This window comes from Pseudomonas putida (genome assembly GCF_028682395.1).
In the GTDB taxonomy this organism is placed as follows: Bacteria; Pseudomonadota; Gammaproteobacteria; order Pseudomonadales; family Pseudomonadaceae; genus Aquipseudomonas; species Aquipseudomonas putida_AB.
Window position 1 is genome coordinate 258,506 of record NZ_JANHLC010000008.1, and the last position, 17,577, is coordinate 276,082.

The 17,577-nt window shown below is 62.2% G+C and carries 16 protein-coding genes and 1 pseudogene; 6 read left to right on the plus strand and 11 right to left on the minus strand.

The window, feature by feature from the left end; all coding sequences use genetic code 11:
* Nucleotides 1–31 precede the first annotated feature (31 nt).
* The 3 genes and pseudogenes from NPS46_RS19425 to NPS46_RS25445 all read right to left on the minus strand — a co-directional run.
* Nucleotides 32–916: a Dyp-type peroxidase gene (locus NPS46_RS19425; protein ID WP_274109994.1), complete on the minus strand. Its 885-nt coding sequence runs from the start codon at nucleotides 914–916 to the stop codon at nucleotides 32–34.
* A 119-nt stretch (nucleotides 917–1,035) separates the two neighbouring features.
* Nucleotides 1,036–1,569 (minus strand): methyl-accepting chemotaxis protein, encoded by a 534-nt coding sequence (locus NPS46_RS25440; protein ID WP_425312765.1) that lies wholly within the window; start codon nucleotides 1,567–1,569, stop codon nucleotides 1,036–1,038.
* Nucleotides 1,570–1,629: 60 nt separating this feature from the next.
* Nucleotides 1,630–2,352, minus strand: a pseudogene (locus NPS46_RS25445) (PAS domain-containing protein); the annotation flags it as partial.
* Between the two features lie 247 nt (nucleotides 2,353–2,599).
* Between NPS46_RS25445 and panB the strand changes: the two are divergent.
* Complete coding sequence (panB, locus tag NPS46_RS19435; protein ID WP_274109998.1) at nucleotides 2,600–3,418, plus strand: 3-methyl-2-oxobutanoate hydroxymethyltransferase; 819 nt, start codon at nucleotides 2,600–2,602, stop codon at nucleotides 3,416–3,418.
* Here the strand turns inward: panB and NPS46_RS19440 are convergent.
* Together NPS46_RS19440 and NPS46_RS19445 are read right to left on the minus strand one after the other, a co-directional pair.
* Nucleotides 3,403–4,797 (minus strand): PLP-dependent aminotransferase family protein, encoded by a 1,395-nt coding sequence (locus tag NPS46_RS19440; protein WP_274110000.1) that lies wholly within the window; start codon nucleotides 4,795–4,797, stop codon nucleotides 3,403–3,405. The genes panB and NPS46_RS19440 overlap by 16 nt on opposite strands.
* Nucleotides 4,798–4,810: 13 nt before the next feature.
* Entirely contained in the window at nucleotides 4,811–5,044 is a 234-nt protein-coding gene (locus NPS46_RS19445; protein WP_274110002.1) for a helix-hairpin-helix domain-containing protein, read from the minus strand.
* Nucleotides 5,045–5,190: 146 nt separating this feature from the next.
* On the opposite strand from NPS46_RS19445, the gene NPS46_RS19450 reads away from it, so the two are divergent.
* Complete coding sequence (locus NPS46_RS19450) at nucleotides 5,191–6,363, plus strand: hypothetical protein (protein ID WP_274110004.1); 1,173 nt, start codon at nucleotides 5,191–5,193, stop codon at nucleotides 6,361–6,363.
* Between the two features lie 78 nt (nucleotides 6,364–6,441).
* Here the strand turns inward: NPS46_RS19450 and can are convergent, their stop codons facing one another.
* A complete protein-coding gene (gene can / locus NPS46_RS19455; RefSeq protein WP_274110006.1) occupies nucleotides 6,442–7,086 on the minus strand; it encodes a carbonate dehydratase in 645 nt (214 codons plus the stop codon).
* A gap of 135 nt (nucleotides 7,087–7,221) precedes the next feature.
* On the opposite strand from can, the gene NPS46_RS19460 reads away from it, so the two are divergent.
* A complete protein-coding gene (locus NPS46_RS19460) occupies nucleotides 7,222–7,581 on the plus strand; it encodes a serine kinase/phosphatase (protein WP_274110008.1) in 360 nt (119 codons plus the stop codon).
* Between the two features lie 35 nt (nucleotides 7,582–7,616).
* Here NPS46_RS19460 and rimI read toward each other — a convergent pair whose 3' ends face one another.
* Nucleotides 7,617–8,066 (minus strand): ribosomal protein S18-alanine N-acetyltransferase, encoded by a 450-nt coding sequence (rimI, locus tag NPS46_RS19465; RefSeq protein ID WP_274110009.1) that lies wholly within the window; start codon nucleotides 8,064–8,066, stop codon nucleotides 7,617–7,619.
* Entirely contained in the window at nucleotides 8,059–8,844 is a 786-nt protein-coding gene (locus tag NPS46_RS19470; RefSeq protein WP_274110010.1) for an energy transducer TonB, read from the minus strand. The genes rimI and NPS46_RS19470 overlap by 8 nt, the downstream gene beginning before the upstream one ends.
* Before the next feature lie 166 nt (nucleotides 8,845–9,010).
* Here NPS46_RS19470 and mksB point away from each other — a divergent pair, with 166 nt between their 5' ends.
* Genes mksB through mksF form a run of 3 tightly spaced genes read left to right on the plus strand, consistent with a single transcriptional unit; the run spans nucleotide 9,011 to nucleotide 13,828 of the window.
* Nucleotides 9,011–10,288, plus strand: a complete 1,278-nt coding sequence (mksB, locus tag NPS46_RS19475; protein WP_274110011.1) for an Mks condensin complex protein MksB — start codon at nucleotides 9,011–9,013, stop codon at nucleotides 10,286–10,288.
* Nucleotides 10,278–10,991: an Mks condensin complex protein MksE gene (gene mksE / locus NPS46_RS19480; protein ID WP_274110013.1), complete on the plus strand. Its 714-nt coding sequence runs from the start codon at nucleotides 10,278–10,280 to the stop codon at nucleotides 10,989–10,991. Before mksB ends, mksE begins: the two co-directional genes overlap by 11 nt.
* Nucleotides 10,988–13,828 carry an Mks condensin complex protein MksF gene (gene mksF, locus NPS46_RS19485; protein ID WP_274110015.1) on the plus strand — a complete coding sequence of 947 codons (2,841 nt, stop codon included), beginning with the start codon at nucleotides 10,988–10,990 and terminating at the stop codon, nucleotides 13,826–13,828. Before mksE ends, mksF begins: the two co-directional genes overlap by 4 nt.
* Nucleotides 13,829–13,898: 70 nt before the next feature.
* Here mksF and NPS46_RS19490 read toward each other — a convergent pair whose 3' ends face one another.
* The 3 genes from NPS46_RS19490 to NPS46_RS19500 are packed head-to-tail and all read right to left on the minus strand — an operon-like array spanning nucleotide 13,899 to nucleotide 17,464.
* Nucleotides 13,899–16,202, minus strand: coding sequence for a PqiB family protein (locus NPS46_RS19490; protein WP_274110017.1), 2,304 nt, complete (start codon nucleotides 16,200–16,202; stop codon nucleotides 13,899–13,901).
* A complete protein-coding gene (locus NPS46_RS19495; RefSeq protein WP_274110018.1) occupies nucleotides 16,195–16,818 on the minus strand; it encodes a paraquat-inducible protein A in 624 nt (207 codons plus the stop codon). Before NPS46_RS19495 ends, NPS46_RS19490 begins: the two co-directional genes overlap by 8 nt.
* The gene (locus tag NPS46_RS19500; RefSeq protein ID WP_274110020.1) at nucleotides 16,805–17,464 is read right to left on the minus strand and encodes a paraquat-inducible protein A; all 660 of its coding nucleotides are present in this window, start codon (nucleotides 17,462–17,464) and stop codon (nucleotides 16,805–16,807) included. Before NPS46_RS19500 ends, NPS46_RS19495 begins: the two co-directional genes overlap by 14 nt.
* Between the last annotated feature and the right edge of the window lie 113 nt (nucleotides 17,465–17,577).

Below are 17,577 nucleotides of genomic sequence, written 5' to 3' on the forward strand. Positions count from 1 at the left end.
CGTACTCGTCCCTGCACAAAGACGCGGGCGATCAGTGCGACAGCGCCCGCAGGTCGAGGCGACCGTCCAGCAATGGTGGGCACCAGTAGTAGCCACCGGTCAGCGGCCGGCTAAAGCGATACAGGCCATCGACAATACCGTCTTCCTGGCCGCTCATGCGCCGCAGCTGCATCTCGAAGGCATCGAGGGAATGACCGAAGGCCAGGAAGAACAGACCGGCGCCCTGCTCGTTCGACCAAGGCATGGAGCGGCGCACCACAAAGGCTTCGGGCTCGAAGCTTTCCTGGGCAGTACGCTTGACGTGGGCAGACTCGGGAGCATCATCCAGCTCTTCGTTGTCGCTTTTGCGCCGGCCCATGATGTTGTCCTGCTCGTGCTGGGGCATGTCGGCAAAGCCGTCCAGATCGTGCTTCCATTGCTGCAGGGCGGCAAAGCTGCCGCCCTGCAGGCCCGGCAAAGCCTGAGCGACAATGGCCGCCTCGATGGCCGCTTCGTCGTGCGGATTCTCGGTGCCGTCTTCGTAGCCGGTCAGGTCGAAACCGCTCTTGTGCCGGAACGCCTCGGTCATCTGGACCAGGCGCAAAGCCGGTGCCAGCGCCAGTTCCAGCGCGCGGCTACGCAGCAGCAACTCGCCACGGTCATCACCGTGCAACCAGCACCAAAGCGCATGCTGGGTCGACGGGTTATCCACACCCGGCCCGGTAATGATCGGGAAGGCACGCAGGCCTTCGATCCGAGCGCCCAGGGCAGTGACCAGCGACTCGCCAAACCCGACCACAGCATTCTGTCCATCCAGCCACTGCGTCAGCGCATCGAGCGCCGCCGGCAGGGCTTCGCTGCTGACCAGGTCGAAAAACAGATGACGGGCCTGCACAGGTACGGGAGCGGCAAGGATGCCGGGCTGGTAGTGGCTCATGAAAATACCTCGTGAAAAGTGTGGAGTTTACCCGCTGCGTCGGCGCACTGCGCGGGTAATGGCGCTTTCGCGAAGACGGCCCGGCCATGGCGTCCAGGCGCCGCCCGGGCATGTCTGACTCAGCTCGACAATTGGTTGGCGAATTGCCCGACCGCGCTGACGACTTTTTTCGCCCCGTCCTGGATCTCGACAATCACCGTGCCCGCTTCCGCGGCCAGCGCCAGCCCCTGTTCGGCCTGGATCTGGCCATCGGTCATCAGCGCCACGGCATCGCGGGCCATGTCCTGGTTCTGGCGGACCACACCGACAATCTCCTCAGTGGCCTTGCTGGTACGCGAGGCCAGTTGGCGGACTTCATCGGCGACCACGGCAAAACCGCGGCCCTGCTCACCGGCCCGAGCGGCTTCGATGGCGGCGTTGAGCGCCAGCAGGTTGGTCTGTTCGGCAATCCCGCTGATGGTCTTGACGATGGTGCCGATCACCTGGGACTGCTCGTTGAGGGCCTCGATGCCCTGGCCGGCATGCTGCATGTGCGTGGCCAGGTCGCGCATCACGTTCACCGCCTGGGTCACCACACTGGTACCGCGCTGGGCGGTGCTGTCAGTCTGCAACGAGGTGCTATAGGCAATATTCGCGGCTTCGGCGACGGCCATTTCCTGATTGACCTGCTCGGTAATCACGGTGGCGAACTTGACGATCTTGTAGAGTTTTTCGTTGGCGTCGAGCACCGGGTTGTAAGACGCCTCCAGCCAGACCGCACGACCGTGGCTGTCGATCCGCTTGAAGCGCTCAGCCACAAACTCGCCATTATTGAGCCGACGCCAGAAGTTTTGATAAGCCTCGCTGTTGTACTCGGCCGGCTCACAGAACATGCGGTGATGCTTGCCCTGAATCTGCGCCAGGCTGTAGCCCATGCCATTGAGAAAACGGTCGTTGGCCGTCAGCACTTCGCCCTTGAGGTTGAACTCGATCACCGCGGTCGAACGCAACAGCGCGCCGATCAGGTTCTCGTGTTCACGAGAGGTCTCGATGGTTCGGGTCAGATCGTCGGCGTAGATCGAATAGTTGAGGATCTGCCCGGCCGAGTTGCGGATCGGTTGCAGGATCGAACGCAGCCAGGCCTCGTGGCCATTCTTGCGCAGCAGGCGGATCGCCCCGCTAAAATGCTCGCCACGGGCCAGGGCATGCTTGAAACGCTGATGGAAGTCGGAATGACGCAGGTAGCTTGGGACGAACTCATCGAGATGCCGGCCCATCAACTCGCTGCCCTGGTACTGCATCTCGCGGGTGAAATTGGCGTTCACCGACTCAATACGCCCATCGGTATCGAGGGTGATCGAGAGCATTTCGCTTTCCAGGCTTTCTTTCACTTGCTGAAGGCTGGACAGTTCTTCGCGCAGAGCCGACAGCTCCTGCTTCAAGCGTTTGTTGAACATGGTGGCACCGGGGGGCAGGGAGGATTGCGGCAATCAGCCATTGAGATCGGCACCGCCGACCTTTTCTGAAGGTCCAGGAGAAAGGTTCAGTCACAATTATTTCAGCGGTATTTTCGCCCAGGCTGGCAGGCCGTGCTCCTGGCGCTCCCCCCCCAGGCTCTGGGTTGGTTTTAACGGGCCATCTGTGCATTGAGTCTGCGGCCGGGATGCCAATAATCGACGGTCGTCCCACTCCAGGAAGACCACCATGAGCCTGCACACCCGCACTCGCCGCTTGACGATCCCACAACTGGTGGCCATGAAAGGCCAACACAAGATCGTGTCACTGACTGCCTACTCCAGCTTTATGGCACGGCTGATCGATCCCCATGTCGACTTTATTCTGGTCGGCGACTCCACCGCCATGGTCGGCTATGGCCGCGCCTCGACCCTGGATATGAGCCTGGCCGAAACCATCGCCCATACCCGCGCGGTCGTTGCCAGCAGCCGTCTGGCCTGCGTGATCGCCGACATGCCGTTTGGCACCTATCAGGAATCTCCCGAACTGGCGTACCGGCACTGTGCCCAAGTGCTTGCCCGCACCGGCTGTGACGCCATCAAGCTCGAAGGTGGCCAGGCCCTGGCGCCCACGGTGGAGTTTCTGGTGGCCCGGGGCATTCCGGTCATGGCCCATATTGGCCTGATGCCGCAGTACGTGAATGTGATGGGCGGCTTCAAGGCCCAGGGCTTGAACCCCGCGACGGCCGACCGGATTGTCGCGGACGCCCGCGCGCACCTGGAAGCGGGCGCCTTCAGCCTGCTGCTCGAAGGCGTCGCCGAAGCGCTAGGCCGACGGATCACCGAGCTGTCGCCCATGCCAACCATCGGCATCGGCGCTTCGCCCGCCTGCGACGGCCAGGTCCTGGTGACCGAAGATGCCCTGGGCCTGGGCGGCGCGTGTGTCCCTCGCTTCGTCAAACAATACGCCGATGCCGGCGCCCTGATCAGCCAGGCCTGCGCCGCCTTTGCCCGCGAGGTGCGCGACGGCCACTTTCCGCAATCGGAGCATTGCTACGGGGTGAGTTGAGCCTCGGCATCGATGGCTCGCGCCAGGCATTCCAGGGCCTGGCCAATGTCCTGCTGCCAGTCGAGGGTGTAGCTCAGGCGCAGATGCCGGGGCCACTGCCCCTGGGCACTGAACAATTCGCCCGGGGCAATCACGATGCCCTGGGCCAGCAGCCGCTCGCATACCTGGCGCATCTCCACGGGCGCAATGGCCTCGGCCCAGAAAGTAGCCCCGCCCACCGGCGCAACCACCCGCAATTGCCGCGCACAGTGTTGCGCTAGCAGCTCGCCCATGCGCTGCATACGGGCCTGCAACAGACTGCGCAATTGCTTGAGATGGGCCTCGAATCGGAGCGAGCCGAACAACCGGGCAATGGCCCGCTGGCGGCTGGGCGACAGGCGCGCCGCCTGTTCGAGAAACACCCGCTGCAACGCGACATTCTGGCCTCGGCACAGCACATAGCCATAAGGCGCCTCGGCGCCGATCAGCTTGTCGAAGGCGCCGAACACCAGCACACGTGCGGGTTCGACACAGTCCCTGAAGCGCAGCCCGGCGGCGCTAAAACCCAATTCGCCATAGCTGTCATTTTCAAACAGCCAGATCGCGCGCTGCGTCAGCCAGGCCGCAATCTGACGCTTGTCGGCGTCCGGCATCGCGCTGCCATGGGGACTGCTCCAGGTTGAGGAAAACACTGCGAGACGCACCGGTTCATCCTGCAGGATGCGTTGCAAGCGCGCCAGGTCGACACGGCCGCAGGCGTGCAGGGGGATCTCGACCACCCGGATCTGCGCGGCCTGCAACTGTCGCAACACCGCCCAGGAACAGGGCGACTCCACTACGGCCACGCTATCGCCCAACGCCAGGGCCTTGAGTGCCAACCCCAGAACAGTGCGCAGATCGGCGCCGACATACACGTCTTCAGCCTGCCAGGCATTGGCCAGGGAGCGGGTATAGCGCTCGGCCAATGCCGCACGCAGCGGTGGCTCGCCCAAGGGCTGGTAGAGCGGCATGGCGGCGTGCGGATACTGGCGCAGCAGTTCCCGCTCCAGCGCCAGCAGGGGTTTATCCAGGGATAACAACAGCGCGGGGGCATCGCTGCTCAAGGCGAGCATGCCCGGCTGGCGGGCGCTGCTGAACACCCGGTCGAGCAATGCGCCTGAACCTGGCTCAAGCGGCACGCTGACCGCCCCCCGGGTGAAATAACCGAATTTCGCCCTGGCCACGACCCGGCCCTCGTCTTCAAGCAGGGCATAGGCGTACTTGGTGGTCGACACCGAGACGTCCAGGCGCCGCGCCAGCTGGCGCAAGGACGGCAATTTATGCCCAGCGGGCGCCGAATCGACCAGCCCACGCAGATAGCGGTAGGCCGCCTGGTAGGCATAGTTCGGCGGGCCACTCACCGGACACGATCGCTCAACGGGATTTGGCCAGGGCAATGGCCGCCTGAATCGCGGCACGGGCCTGGGGGCTATTTTTCCAGCAACTGGAACCCACCAGCGCCGAGGCCTGAGTCACGATATCCAGGGCATCGGCCTCGCTCAACTGAGCCAGCGAGTCGAACCCCATCTGCTCAAGCCGGCCCACCACGGTAGGGCCGACACCTTTTACGGCCAGCAGGGCCTGGCGTTCATCGGGAGGAAACGGCATGGGGCAATCCTTTGTCACCATTGAAAGGGCGGGCATTGTTGCATGTTTTCAACGTCCCGAGCCTCGCCAACGCCAACCTGACTGGCCATTTGCCTGACAAGCGCTAAGGTTGCAACTCCCCCTTAGCTGCTGACAAGGAACCCAGCATGTCGATACGACTGACCATCACCGTTGCCCTCGCCGCCCTCACCTTCAGCGCCGTTGCCCATGCCGATAGCCAACTGCAACTGGGCGATCGCGAACGGGTCACGCGGCTCTTCGCCTACCCCAACAACTGCAACGTCATCTGCTACCGCGACTGGACGCTCGAACGGACGGTCGAACACTACCTGCAACAAAGCGTGCAGCGCGATGGCTATGCGGATGCCAAGGTCAGCGTGCGCATCAAGGAGAACAAGGTCGCCGCCCATATCAGCGGTGTGCCCGCTGGCTACGGCAAACCGCTGCTGCAACTGCTCGACAGCGGTGATCTGGCCTATACCGGGGCGCATCAGCTCAACGCCGATGGGAAATGGGCCTTTAACTGGTACCTGTTCCTGCCACTGGGCATGGCCCTGGAGAATCGCAAGAGCGTCGAACTGCTGCACTTCCCCCCGGACTATTCGTTGACCCAGGCCCAGGACTACCTGAAGTCCAACACCACCGACCGCTGGGCGCAATTGCTCAACGATAACGGGATCGCCCTGGAGCAAACCCCGGCCTACCAGACCATTATCGATATCGCGCCCATTGCTGCACCGTCCAATGCGGGCCAGGCGCTGGAGGGCGTCTACGGCTACTTCACTGAATACCAGCGGCATATGGTCGAGCAGGTCAGTACCACCAGTCGGGGTACCGCCCTGCCAATGGTCGCGTTCGGTGCACCGGTGCGCAGCTGGATCAAGCAGCAGTACGGGGCAACGGTCGCGGTGCTCGGGCTGGCGCAGATCAACCCGGGCGCAGGGCAAAGCGTGGCGGTGCTGGGCGCCAACCATCCCAGCTATATCTGGTACGCGGCGGACCCGGCCAACTACGACGGCAGCGAGGAAAAGGCGGATGCCGCGGGCTTGAAAGTGATGGGGGAGGATTTGAGTGCCGCCTGCTGGCAGGCCGCGATGGGCCAGAGCCCTGAGCAGGACCCGGGTGTGCGGCTGAAAAGCTGCATGGGGCAATGGCAGGTCACTCACAAGGAGAAAACCTGCGAGCTGTTCTATGTCTCGATTCGCGGGTTGACCCCGGACGAGGCCGCCAAGCAGTGCACGACGGCGCCGATCAAGGCGCGGCTCCAGCAATTGCAGGCGCCGGCACCGCTACCGACAACTGCGCTGCCGCGGCTGTAACGGCTCGCGAGCCAGTGCGCTCCTACAGTGGGTCAGCAACCCATAGGAGCGAGCTGGCTCGCGATTGAATCACTTCTCTCAAAGCGCGCCGGCAGGACGCAAGCGATACTGCGGCGGCAGTTGCTCGAAACCGCTGATGGTCGCGTTGAGGCTCTTCCAGCGACCGTCCTTGATCCCGTAGATGCAGCCATGGATCGACAGGCTCTGCCCACGGTGCCAGGCGTTCTGCACGATGCTGGTATGGCCGACGTTGGCCACCTGCTGGATCACATTGAGTTCGCAAAGCCGGTCGACCTGCTCCTCCTCGGTAGGCAACAGGCCCAGTGCTTCGCGGTGCTCGTAGTAAAGGTCGCGGATCGAACGCAGCCAGCCGTCGATCAGCCCCAGTTGGCGATCCTGCATCGAAGCACGCACGCCGCCACAGCCATAGTGGCCGGTGACCAGGATATGTTTGACCTTGAGTACATCGACCGCGTACTGAATCACCGACAGGCAATTGAGGTCGGTGTGCAGCACCACATTGGCCACATTACGGTGGACGAACAGATCGCCCGGCAGCATGCCGACGATCTCATTGGCCGGGACCCGGGCATCGGAACAACCGATCCACAGGTATTCCGGTGTCTGCTGGCGCGCCAGCTTGGCAAAGAACTCCGGATCTTCCTGCTTGATCGCATCAGCCCAACGCTCGTTGTTATCAATCAGCTCTTGTAGTTCGCTCATGCTGTGAAGCCTCGTCAATGATGCGCAGCTTTGACAACCGACCACCGGTCGGGGTCACGCCTTTAAATGCGCTGAATCTTCGGCGGTGATCGCAGTCCACCCTATTAGCCCCTCCCTGGATGATGAGGTATCGCCATGACTGAATCACGACGCCCCTATTCGGCCCGCCAACCCGAGCCGATCGATGACAATGAAGACCGCATGGGCTCCCTGCGCGAGCTGGACTTCGATGCCCAGGAACCCGGCGCCCGGCAGCAGCCACCTGCGGCCCCGGTACACAAACGTGCGCTCGGCGATGAGGAAGAAGCCAACAGCGACGACCTCGATCCTGAAATGCTGATCCCCGAAGACGGCGCGCGCGATGCCTGGGAAGCGGGAGAAAACGAACCGGCCGACTGGGACCTGAGCATAGTCGAGGCTGACGCCATTGGCGGTGGCGACGGTCTGGATGAGGCCGAACTGGCCCGTCGCGATCCTCTCGATGGCAAACGCTAGAGGCTGTTGCCAGAACAGGCGCCCGCCGCGGAAAACTAGTCGACCAGGGTACAGGCCATGACCAGCGCATCTTCGCGCCCGCCGACTGCCGGGTAATAGTCGCGGCGGCGGCCCACTTCATTGAAGCCGTAGCGCTCATACAGGCGATACGCCGGATTGCTCGCCCGCACTTCGAGAAAACATTCGCGCCCGCCCATTTCATAGGCCCGCGCCATTAACTCTTCCAGCAACCGCATGCCCAGGCCACGCCCCTGGTTCTCCGGCTTGACGGTGATATTGAGCAGATGCGCCTCATCGAGGATCACCTGGATCACGCCGTGGCCGACCTGCTGGCCACCGTCGAACATCAGCCAGACCTTGTAGGACTTCAAGGCATCGAGAAAGATGCCCCGGGTCCAGGGATGGCTGAAGGCTGCGTATTCGATTTTCAGTACCGCATCCAGGTCCGCCTCGGTCATCAGGCGAAAGGTTATTGCATCACTCATCAATACTTTTCCAGCGCGCCATCAGCCGACGCATGGCTTGCCAGACATCAGCCTTACGCTGTGGCTCTTCCATTAATAGTTCCAGGCCCGGCAATGCCCAGGCCGAGCCCAGGCCTTCGACCTGCAGCTCTCGGTTGTAGGATTCGGCATTGGCCTCGCCGGCAAAACGCACCGCCGGTAGGCCGATCAACCACAGACAGGCGCACTCGCCTTCTTCCAGGCGCGCCTGGACAAAGCCCTGGACAAACTCGCGGGCCGCCTCTGGGCCCTGGTCAAGCGTGCCGCGCACCAGCAGTGGCCAACGCACGGGCTCGCCGACCAGCTGCGGGCTGTCGGGCAGGCCGGCGGCGCGCAGCATGTCCTTGAGCAACAGATAGGCCGGGTCGCGGGTCTGAAAGCCTTCGCCTGTGGGTAACTCCACCAGCACCAGGCAGCGCCCGGCCCGCAGCAGTTGCAGAGCGAAACGCGGCGGTGGCGCCTGCACCACCTTGGCCGGCGCAGGTTCGGCCGGAGTCTGCGGCGCCGATTTTACGGCCGCCTTGGGTTGAACTGACGGCCGCGGGATCTCGATCTTCGCCCGCTCGACCGGCTTGGTCACGGGCTGGGCTTGCGGCGACGCAGGGGCCGGCGTGGCCTCCACCGGGACCTCGACCCATGGCTCGGGCGCGGCCAGCAACTCCGGACGCGAAGGCGCGGCGAACGGCAACTCGGTACGCGGAAGCCAGGTAACCACCTGCATGGCGGTCAGATAAGCACGGCGGCGGGACTCGATCAGCAAGGGGCGGCCATCTGTGGATAAGTTGAAGGTAGCGATTCTACCGTCCTTCGCCGATTCGCGCCCGCAGTTGATCGGCTGAAACCTTTCGCACTGACCCATGCCGCTCAATCCTACGTTTCATGCAGTACAATCGCTGCTTTTAATCGCCAACCAGCCGGCCTTCTCCATGATCGAACCCAAGCGCGTCTTGCGCGCCCTCGCCGAACACTGGGCATTACTCGAACCACTGTGCGAACACTTCGACCAGGGCACCCTGAGCCTCAGCGAGCTGCGCCAACAGCTGGCGGCCCAGCAACTGGACAGCACGCCCCAGGACATCACCAGCCTGCTCGACGTGTGGATCCGCCTGGATATTCTCGTACCGGTGGCGAAAAGCCCGAATCGCTTCGAGCTCAATGCACAGATCCACGACTTCCTGGCCTACCTGCGTCGCGAGCACCGCCTCGGCCTCTGCCTGGAAATCGAAGCCTACCTGCGCCACCTCGAACGCCTGGCCGGGTATATCCAGGACGCCTTCGACATTCGTGATGGCAATGATCTGGCCCGCCAGTTGCGCCTGCTCGATATGCGCGTGCGCGATGTGCTGAAAAAGCTCGCCAACGACGAGCAGGCCCTGGTCGCCGTGGCCGAACGGGCCAAGACCAGCGACCGGCAGATTCCACTGCGCCAGCGCTACGCCGAGGTCCTGGCGACTTGGGACGAATACGTCGAGCCGATGATCCAACTGGTCAACGCCGACGGCGCCTTCGAACAGGGCGTGCGCAAGGTCGAGAATGTCCTGCTGCGCATGCTCAGCGAGCAGCAGCGCCTGGGCCATCTGGTGGACGATGACATGCTGCTGCGCACCCACGCGCGCATCCTCGAAATGCAGACCAGCGCCCAATTGACCCTGCGCCATGCCCGCGAATTGCTGCTGCCCCTGCGCGAAGAAGCCCGCCGGCACAATGCCGTGACCCGCGGCGCCGCGCTGGCCCTGTCGGTGATCCGCCGCAAGGGCATCGATGCCGTGCCACAGGCGGCGATGCCGATGTTCACCCGCCCGCAAAGCACCTTTCTCGGCAGCTCCGGCCAGGTCGAGGCTTATGTCTATGCCTTGGCGCGGTTCGAGGCCAAGCCGTCGCGCTTCCCCAAAGCGCACAAGACCCACAGGGGCGAAACCCCACGGGCGCCGCGCACGGTCAAGGAAATGCTCGAACGCTGCACCGACGCCCTGCCGATGCCGGACCTGATGAGCTGGCTGCTGGAACAGGAGCCGGATGGCGCCACCGACGAATTGCTCTACTGGTTCTCGCGCCTGTCGCGGGAAAAACGTTTCCAGCGCGAGCGTCTCGAACGCCGCGACTATCACACCCATGAGCACCAGGTCAGCCTGTGCTCCTTCGCCCTGCTCTCGCGCACAGAACCTGCGCCCGAGAATTCCGCGAGCACTGCCCATGCATCTTGATCTTTCCGAACTGACCCAGCTGGCGCCGATCTTTCGCGAGCTGTTCAAGGGTTACCACGTCAGCCGTCGCGATCCCGAGCTCTATGCCCAGCTGTCGAACTTCCAGGACCAGTACCGCACGCTGTTCAAGGCCCTGGGGTTTGAACTGGTCTGCGATACCCGCGGCTTTTACTACTTTGTCCCGGACAACGCCGCCGCCCAGGTGAACAAGACCGCCCAGCGCCTGGCCCTGTTCACCTTTATCCTGGTCGAGCACCTGGCCGACCAGGGCCGCGACCCGATTGCCGTACTCGACGGCGGCAGCCTGGGCCGCGATGAGTTGCCCTCCCTGCTGGACAAGTACCGCGACCTGTTCGTCCAGGCCGAAGTCACCACCCAGGACGAACTGGAAGAAAAAATCATGCGCCGCATGACCCAGCTCGGGTTCGCCGGCGAAGACAATGGCGTGTACCGCTTCCTGCCGCCGATGCACCGCTTCCTCGATGTCTGCCTGTCGGTCCAACAGGACCGCGATCTGGCCGCCAGCCTGCACAGCGTGCTGCCGTTGCCGACACCCGTGCTGATCGACGACGACAGCGACGAGAAACTGCTGCAAACCGACGATCCGCTGGACCTGAGCGAGTTCGAATCCGCCAGCGAAGAAAGTGAAGAAGACGCCCTGGCCCGGGCGATTGCCGCCGAGCAACAGGAGATCGACGCATGAGCCAGGAACGCTACGGTATTCGCCGCTTCGCCCTACTGAACACGGCCGGCTACAGCCTGGGCCTGTTTCCGCTGGAGCATCCACTGTCGGTGTACGGGGCGAACAACCTCGGTAAATCGGCCTCGATCAACGCGCTGCAATTCCCGATTCTGGCACGTATGTCAGACATGAGCTTCGGCAAGTACAGCCTCGAGCAGTCGCGGCGTTTCTACTTCGCCAGTGACACCAGCTACATCCTCGTCGAAGTCGCCCTGCCCCACGGCCCCCATGTGATTGGCGTGGTCGGACGCGGCCCGGGCGGCGGTTTCGGCCACCAGTTCTTCGCCTATGCCGGCGAGCTCGACCTGGCGCACTACCAGAAAGATGACACCTGCCTGCGTCAAAAAGAGCTGTTCAATAACCTCGAGCGCCAAGGGTTGAAGGCCTACGAGCTCAAACCTGACGAGCTGCGACGCTTGCTGGTCGGCGGCCACACCTCGATCCCCCTGGACCTGACGCTGATCCCGCTGCGCTCCACCAGCGAGCAAAGCCTGAAGACCTTCCGCGCGCTGTTTATCAACCTGCTGCACATGCGCGAGATCACCGCAGCCAAACTCAAGCAGCTGTTCCTCGATGCTTTCGAACACAGCCTGCGCTCGGGCAGCGTCGACTATATCGCCGCCTGCGAAGAAGCCTTCCGCGATGTACGACGCATGGAGCAAGACTACAACTCGCTGGTCGCCGCCGGCCCACTGGTCGAGGCCCTGGCCTCGGGTGTACAGCAACGCGACATCCTGCGTGGCAAGCTGCACCGTATTTCGCCCCTGCTGGATTCCCTGCTCGGCACCTGGTCGGACTACGCCGGTGCCCGCAAAGAGGAGTTGCTGATCCAGTCCGAGCACTACCGCAATGAACAGGATGCTCTGCAGAACGACCAGCGCGGCGGCACCCAGGAGCTGATGCGCCTGGAGCGCGAAATCAGCGGGCTGCAGCGTTGGCTCGGCGAGCTGTCGGTGCTCAAGCATCGCTTTGCCCTGGTCGAGGACGTCAAGGTCCTGGAGCAGCAACTGCTGGCCGCCAAGGACGCGCATGACGAACTGGCCGGTGCCCTGGCCCAATCCCGCCAGTTCAGCGCTGAAGACCTGGAAGAGCGCCTGCGCGATCTGGAGAAGCGCCTGAAGTCGGTGAAACAGCAGCTCGATCACGCCGACAACAATAGCTATGCACGCCTGCGCGAAGAGTTTTCCCAGCAGGATGTCGAACGCCTGATGCGCCTGTTCAACAGCGCCCTGTTCAGCCTGCCGTTGGGCGAGCACGGGATTGCCCTGGACGAGGAAGGCGAGTGGGTAAAATCCATGGAACTGATCCTCGACGGCTTCAAGGGCGAGCGCTTTGAAGTGCCCGGGCTGTCCATCGACCTGTCACATATCGAGCCACCGGCGTTGCAGGCCCTGGCCGACCGTGCCGCCCTGCGCGACCAGAAGGAACGCCTGGAAAAGGAACTCAAGCAGCTCAAGACCCAGCAAGCCGTGGCGGCGGACCGGGCGGCGAGCAAAACCCAGACCGAGGCGCTTTACCAGCAGGTGCTGGATGCCCAGAAGGCCCTGGAAGATTTCCGTCGCAGCCAGACCCTGGCGGCCGAGGAAGGCGACAAGCTCGAACAGCTCGCCCAGATGGAAGCGGCCCAGGACGAACTCAAGCGCTCCAGCGATGCCTTTACCGAACGCGTCCAGCAACTGTCGGCGAAGCTGCAACTGGTCGCGCGCCAGCTGGGCGATATGGAAGCCAAGCAGCGTACCCTCGACGACGCCCTGCGCCGCCGCCAACTGCTGCCGGCCGACCTGCCATTCGGCACGCCCTTTATGGAGTCGGTCGACGACTCCATGGATAACCTGCTGCCGCTGCTCAACGACTACCAGGACAGCTGGCAGGCACTGCAACGCAACGACGGCCAGATCGAAGCGCTGTATGCCCAGGTCCGCCTCAAGGGCGTGGCCAAGTTCGACAGCGAAGACGATGTCGAGCGACGCCTGCAACTGCTGATCAACGCTTATGCACACCGTACCGATGAAGCCCTGACGCTGGGCAAGGCACGTCGTGCGGCGGTCACCGACATCGCGCGGACCCTGCGCAATATCCGCAGCGACTACGACAGCCTTGAGCACCAGTTGGCCCTGTTCAACCGCGAAATCAACAAGCGCCAGGTCTCCAACCTGCAAAGCTTTCGCATTGTGCTGGCGCCGAACAAGGAGGCCCTCAAGCACATCGACCAGATTATCCACAGCGCCGGGCAATACGAAGAAGGCGAGACCCTGTCGGTGTTCGATCTGAGCCAGAGTGCCGAGCAGGACAACCGCAACGAGGAAGCCAAGGAGTACCTGGCCCGCCTCGTAGCGGCGAATCACAACCAGTTGGGCCTCAAGGATCTGTTCGAGTTGGCATTCGAGATCACCAAGGTCAACGGCCAACCGGTGATCCATACGGATATCGATGGCGCGGCGTCCAATGGCACGACCATGACCATCAAGGCACTGACCAACATGTACCTGTTGCTGCACCTGATGGACCGCGACCAGGCCGGACGCGTGCGGTTGCCTTACTACCTCGACGAAGCCGCCGATATCGATGAGAAGAACCAGGCGGCCCTGCTGGAAACCAGCCTGCAACTGGGCTTTGTGCCGATCCTGGCCAGCGTCAAGCCCCAGGTCTCGGCCCATGTGGCCATCGACCTGGAAGGCGGCAGCGGGCCGAACGGCATCTATATCGACGAAGCGGACTGGAAATACATCCGCCGACACGATGAGCTGAAGAAGCCCTTGTTGCACGAAGCAAACGAGCCGGAGCTGGACGAAGTCTGATGCCCACCGGCTAAAACCAAAAGGCCGCGATCTCACGATCGCGGCCTTTTGGTTTTCTGCAGCAGTGGCGCTATTTACCGAGCGGGATCTTCGGCGCCCAGGTCAGCCACTCGTCTTCAAACTTGTCGAACAGCGCAAAGGTCTGCTGCGCACGGGCCTGGTTGCCCATCCGCTCACCCTCCGGCGTGGCAAAGGCGATTCCGCCCTGGACCAGGGTTTCAAGCGATTCGGTGCGTACCGTCGCGCCCTTGAACAAGCCAAAGTCGAACCCGAAACCGCTGGTGTTCCAGAACCGACTGCCAGTGCGCACAAGCGGGGCATAACGGGGTTCGATCAGGATATGAATCAGTACCCGATCCGCCGTGGCGCCCAGCTCGTAGCCCGTCACCTTGCCGACCGTCACTTCACGGTAGGTGACCGGCACGCCCTCCTTCAAGGAACCGCGACGGGCAGCGCTGAGGGTCAGGCTCAGGCCGCTTTCGGGGATCGCCGCATCCGGCGCCTCTTTGAGGGCCACGAAGCTTTTCTGCGGGCCCTGGTTCTTCAGGGCTGGCTGGACCTCCAGGTACTGGCCGGTCACCAGGGTTTCCAGGTTCGAGGTCTTCATCAAGCCCAGTTCAGGCTTGACCACCCAGAACTGGCTGCCTACCCGGGCGATTCGTTCCGGCACTTCAGTAATACGCGCGCTGAGCAATACCGATTGCAGGTCATCGCTCAGGTCGACGCTTTCCACCTTGCCGACATCCAGGCCCTTGAAGCGGATCGGCGTGCCGCTGCGCAAGCCATCGGCGCGATCGACCTTGATGGTGATCGGTACGCCCTGTTGATTGGCTTCATCATGATTGGCGTACAAGCGGAAACGTGGGATGCGTTTTTTCAGCGGGGCCTTTTCTTCCGGCGTTTCGAAGGCAATCCCCCCAGCCATCAGGCTCTGCAGGGACTCACTCTTGACCTGGATGCCACCGGTCAGGCCACCCGTCAGGGTAATCCCGCTGGCGTTCCAGAAACGGCTCGAGCCATTGACGAGGCCCTCGTACTCTTTCTCGATATGGACACCGATCACCAGTTGCTTGCGCGTGCGCGAGAACTGGTAGCTCTGCACCGACCCCACCTTGACCTGCTTGTAGAGGATTGGACTACCGACTTCCAGGGAGCCCAGGTTATCGGTGAACAGCACCAGGTGCAGGCCGGGGGCGCGCAGGTCCAACGGCGGCGCCTTGGCCCGTGCCTCGAACTCGCGCTTGGGCGCTGCGCCCTTGTCGCCTGGGCGAATCGCGATGTAGTTACCCTTGACCAGAGCTTCCAGGCCGGTGATGCCTGCCAGGGAAATCGACGGCTTGACCACCCAGAACTGGGTGCCTTCGACCAGATAGTCTTCGGCCAGGGGATCGAGGGTCAGCTCGGCGCTGGCACTGGAAAGATCGGAGTCAACCTTGAGGGCCTTGAGGCTACCGACCTGAATGCCCTTGTACATGACGGGTGTACGGCCAGCCTGCAGGCCTTCGAAATCACTGAGTTTGACCTTGATGCGAATCCCGGCCTGGGCGGCATCGAAGTCTTCGTACAGGCGAAAAGGCAGGCTTGGGTCGGTGGGCGGGCTGTCCTTGCGGTTCTCCGGCGTCGCGAACGCGATACCACCGGCGACGATGCTGGCCAGCGATTCGCTGCGCACCTTCACGCCCGACAGGTTCGCATCGATGCTGATACCGCTGGCGTTCCAGAAACGGGTGTACTTGCGCACCAGCTTGGCATAGGCCGGCTCGATAAAGACTTTGATCTCAACGGTGTTCTGATCTTCGGACAGCAGGTAGCTTTTGACCTCCCCCACCTGGATCTGCTTGTAGAACACCGGGCTACCACGGTTCAGCGAACCGAGACGGTCAGCCTTGACCGTCAGGTGCAGCCCCGGCTTGCTGTCGGACAGCGGGGGCTCTTCGGACAAGGCCTTGAACTTGCGAGTCGGTTCGCCATCACCAGGACTGACCGCAATGTAGTTGCCGGATACCAGGGTCTCCAGACCGGTAATCCCCACGAGCGAGATGCTCGGCTTGACCAGCCAGAAGCGAGTATTGGTGCGCAACGTGGACTCGACATCCTTGTTGATCTCAACGCTAGCGATGACGCCCATGTTATCACCTTTATCATCCAACGTCAGTGTCTTGACCTTGCCGATCGGCATGCCCTTGTAGAACACCTCGGTCTTGTTGGCCTGGATGCCTTCGCCGCTTTCGAAACGAATCTGCACTTCGATGCCGGCCTGGTTGTAGGCACGCCACCCCAGCCAGCCACCGATAATCAGGGCAATCAGCGGCAATACCCATATAGCCGACCAATTGGAGGCCGGGCGGGTTCTAGCAGTTGGCAAATCAGTCATGGTCGTCGTCCGACTCCGTGTTATCCCAAATCAGTCGGGGATCGAAAGTGATTGCAGCAAGCATCGTCAGAATCACCACACTGGCAAAAGCGACGGCGCCTAAGTTGGCCTCGACGCTGGCGATCCTGCCGAAATTGACAATCGCCACCAGGATGGCGATTACGAAAATATCCAGCATCGACCAGCGGCCGATAAATTCGATAAAGCGGTACATGACAATCCGCTGACGAGCAGAAAGCGGTTGATGGCGCTGCACCGAAAACAACAGCAGGCCAATGCCTACCAACTTGAAAGTCGGAACCAGGATACTGGCGATAAACACCACGGCGGCAATCGGGTACATCCCGTGCTGCATCAGCGTGATCACACCAGACATGATGGTGTCAGGCTCACCCTGCCCCAACGAACTGACCGTCATGATGGGCAGCATATTCGCCGGGATATAGAGAATCGCCGCAGTGACCAGCAGAGCCCAGGTGCGCATAAGGCTGTTGGGACGCCGCGCATGCACCAACGCTCCGCAACGGGTGCATACCTGCTCATCGCTATCGGCCTCCTGTCGGTTCAGCTCATGGCATTCCGTACAGATCAGGATCCCGGCATCAATCGCCCGCATGACAATCCTCCCCTGACAGCGCCTGCCAGATCTGGTGCGGTGACATGACCACCTCCAGCCATATCTGGACCAGCAGCAGGCTGACAAAACAGGCCAATCCGAGACCAAGGCTGAGCTCGGCCAAGTCTGCCAACTTAACAATCGCCACCAGCACCCCCATCAGATAGACCTCAAGCATGCCCCAGTCGCGCATGTGGTGATAAATGCGATAGAGCAGCAGGCCGTAACTTCGCCCGATATTCCAACGAATGCTCAGCAGGACCGCGAGCTGGCAAAGCAACTTGAGCAAGGGAATACCCATGCTGCACAGGAAGACCACCACTGCGATCCACGGCATGCCGGTATTGAACAACCCCAGCACGCCACTCCAAACGGTGTCGTCAGAAGTACGGCCCAATAGATTGAGCTGCATGATGGGGAGAAAGTTCGCAGGGACATACAGCAGGAGCGCGGCGACTACCAACGCCAGGCTGCGCTCGACGACATTATGCCGGTGGGCGTAGAGCTCGTAACCACAACGCGGGCACTGAGCTTTCTCACCGACGCTGAGCTGTGGCTTGCGCATCAACAGATCGCACTCATGGCAGGCCACCAACTCCTCCAGCGGTAACTCCGACAGCACGGAGGTATTAACCGAATCCGGCATAAATGGAAGCTCTGACTCAAAAAGGACAGGGGCCATTCTAGTGTTCTGGCTCAAAAATAACTGTGCAAAATTGTCTCGTCGCTGGCGTTTATGCCTGGTTATTTTTCCGGATA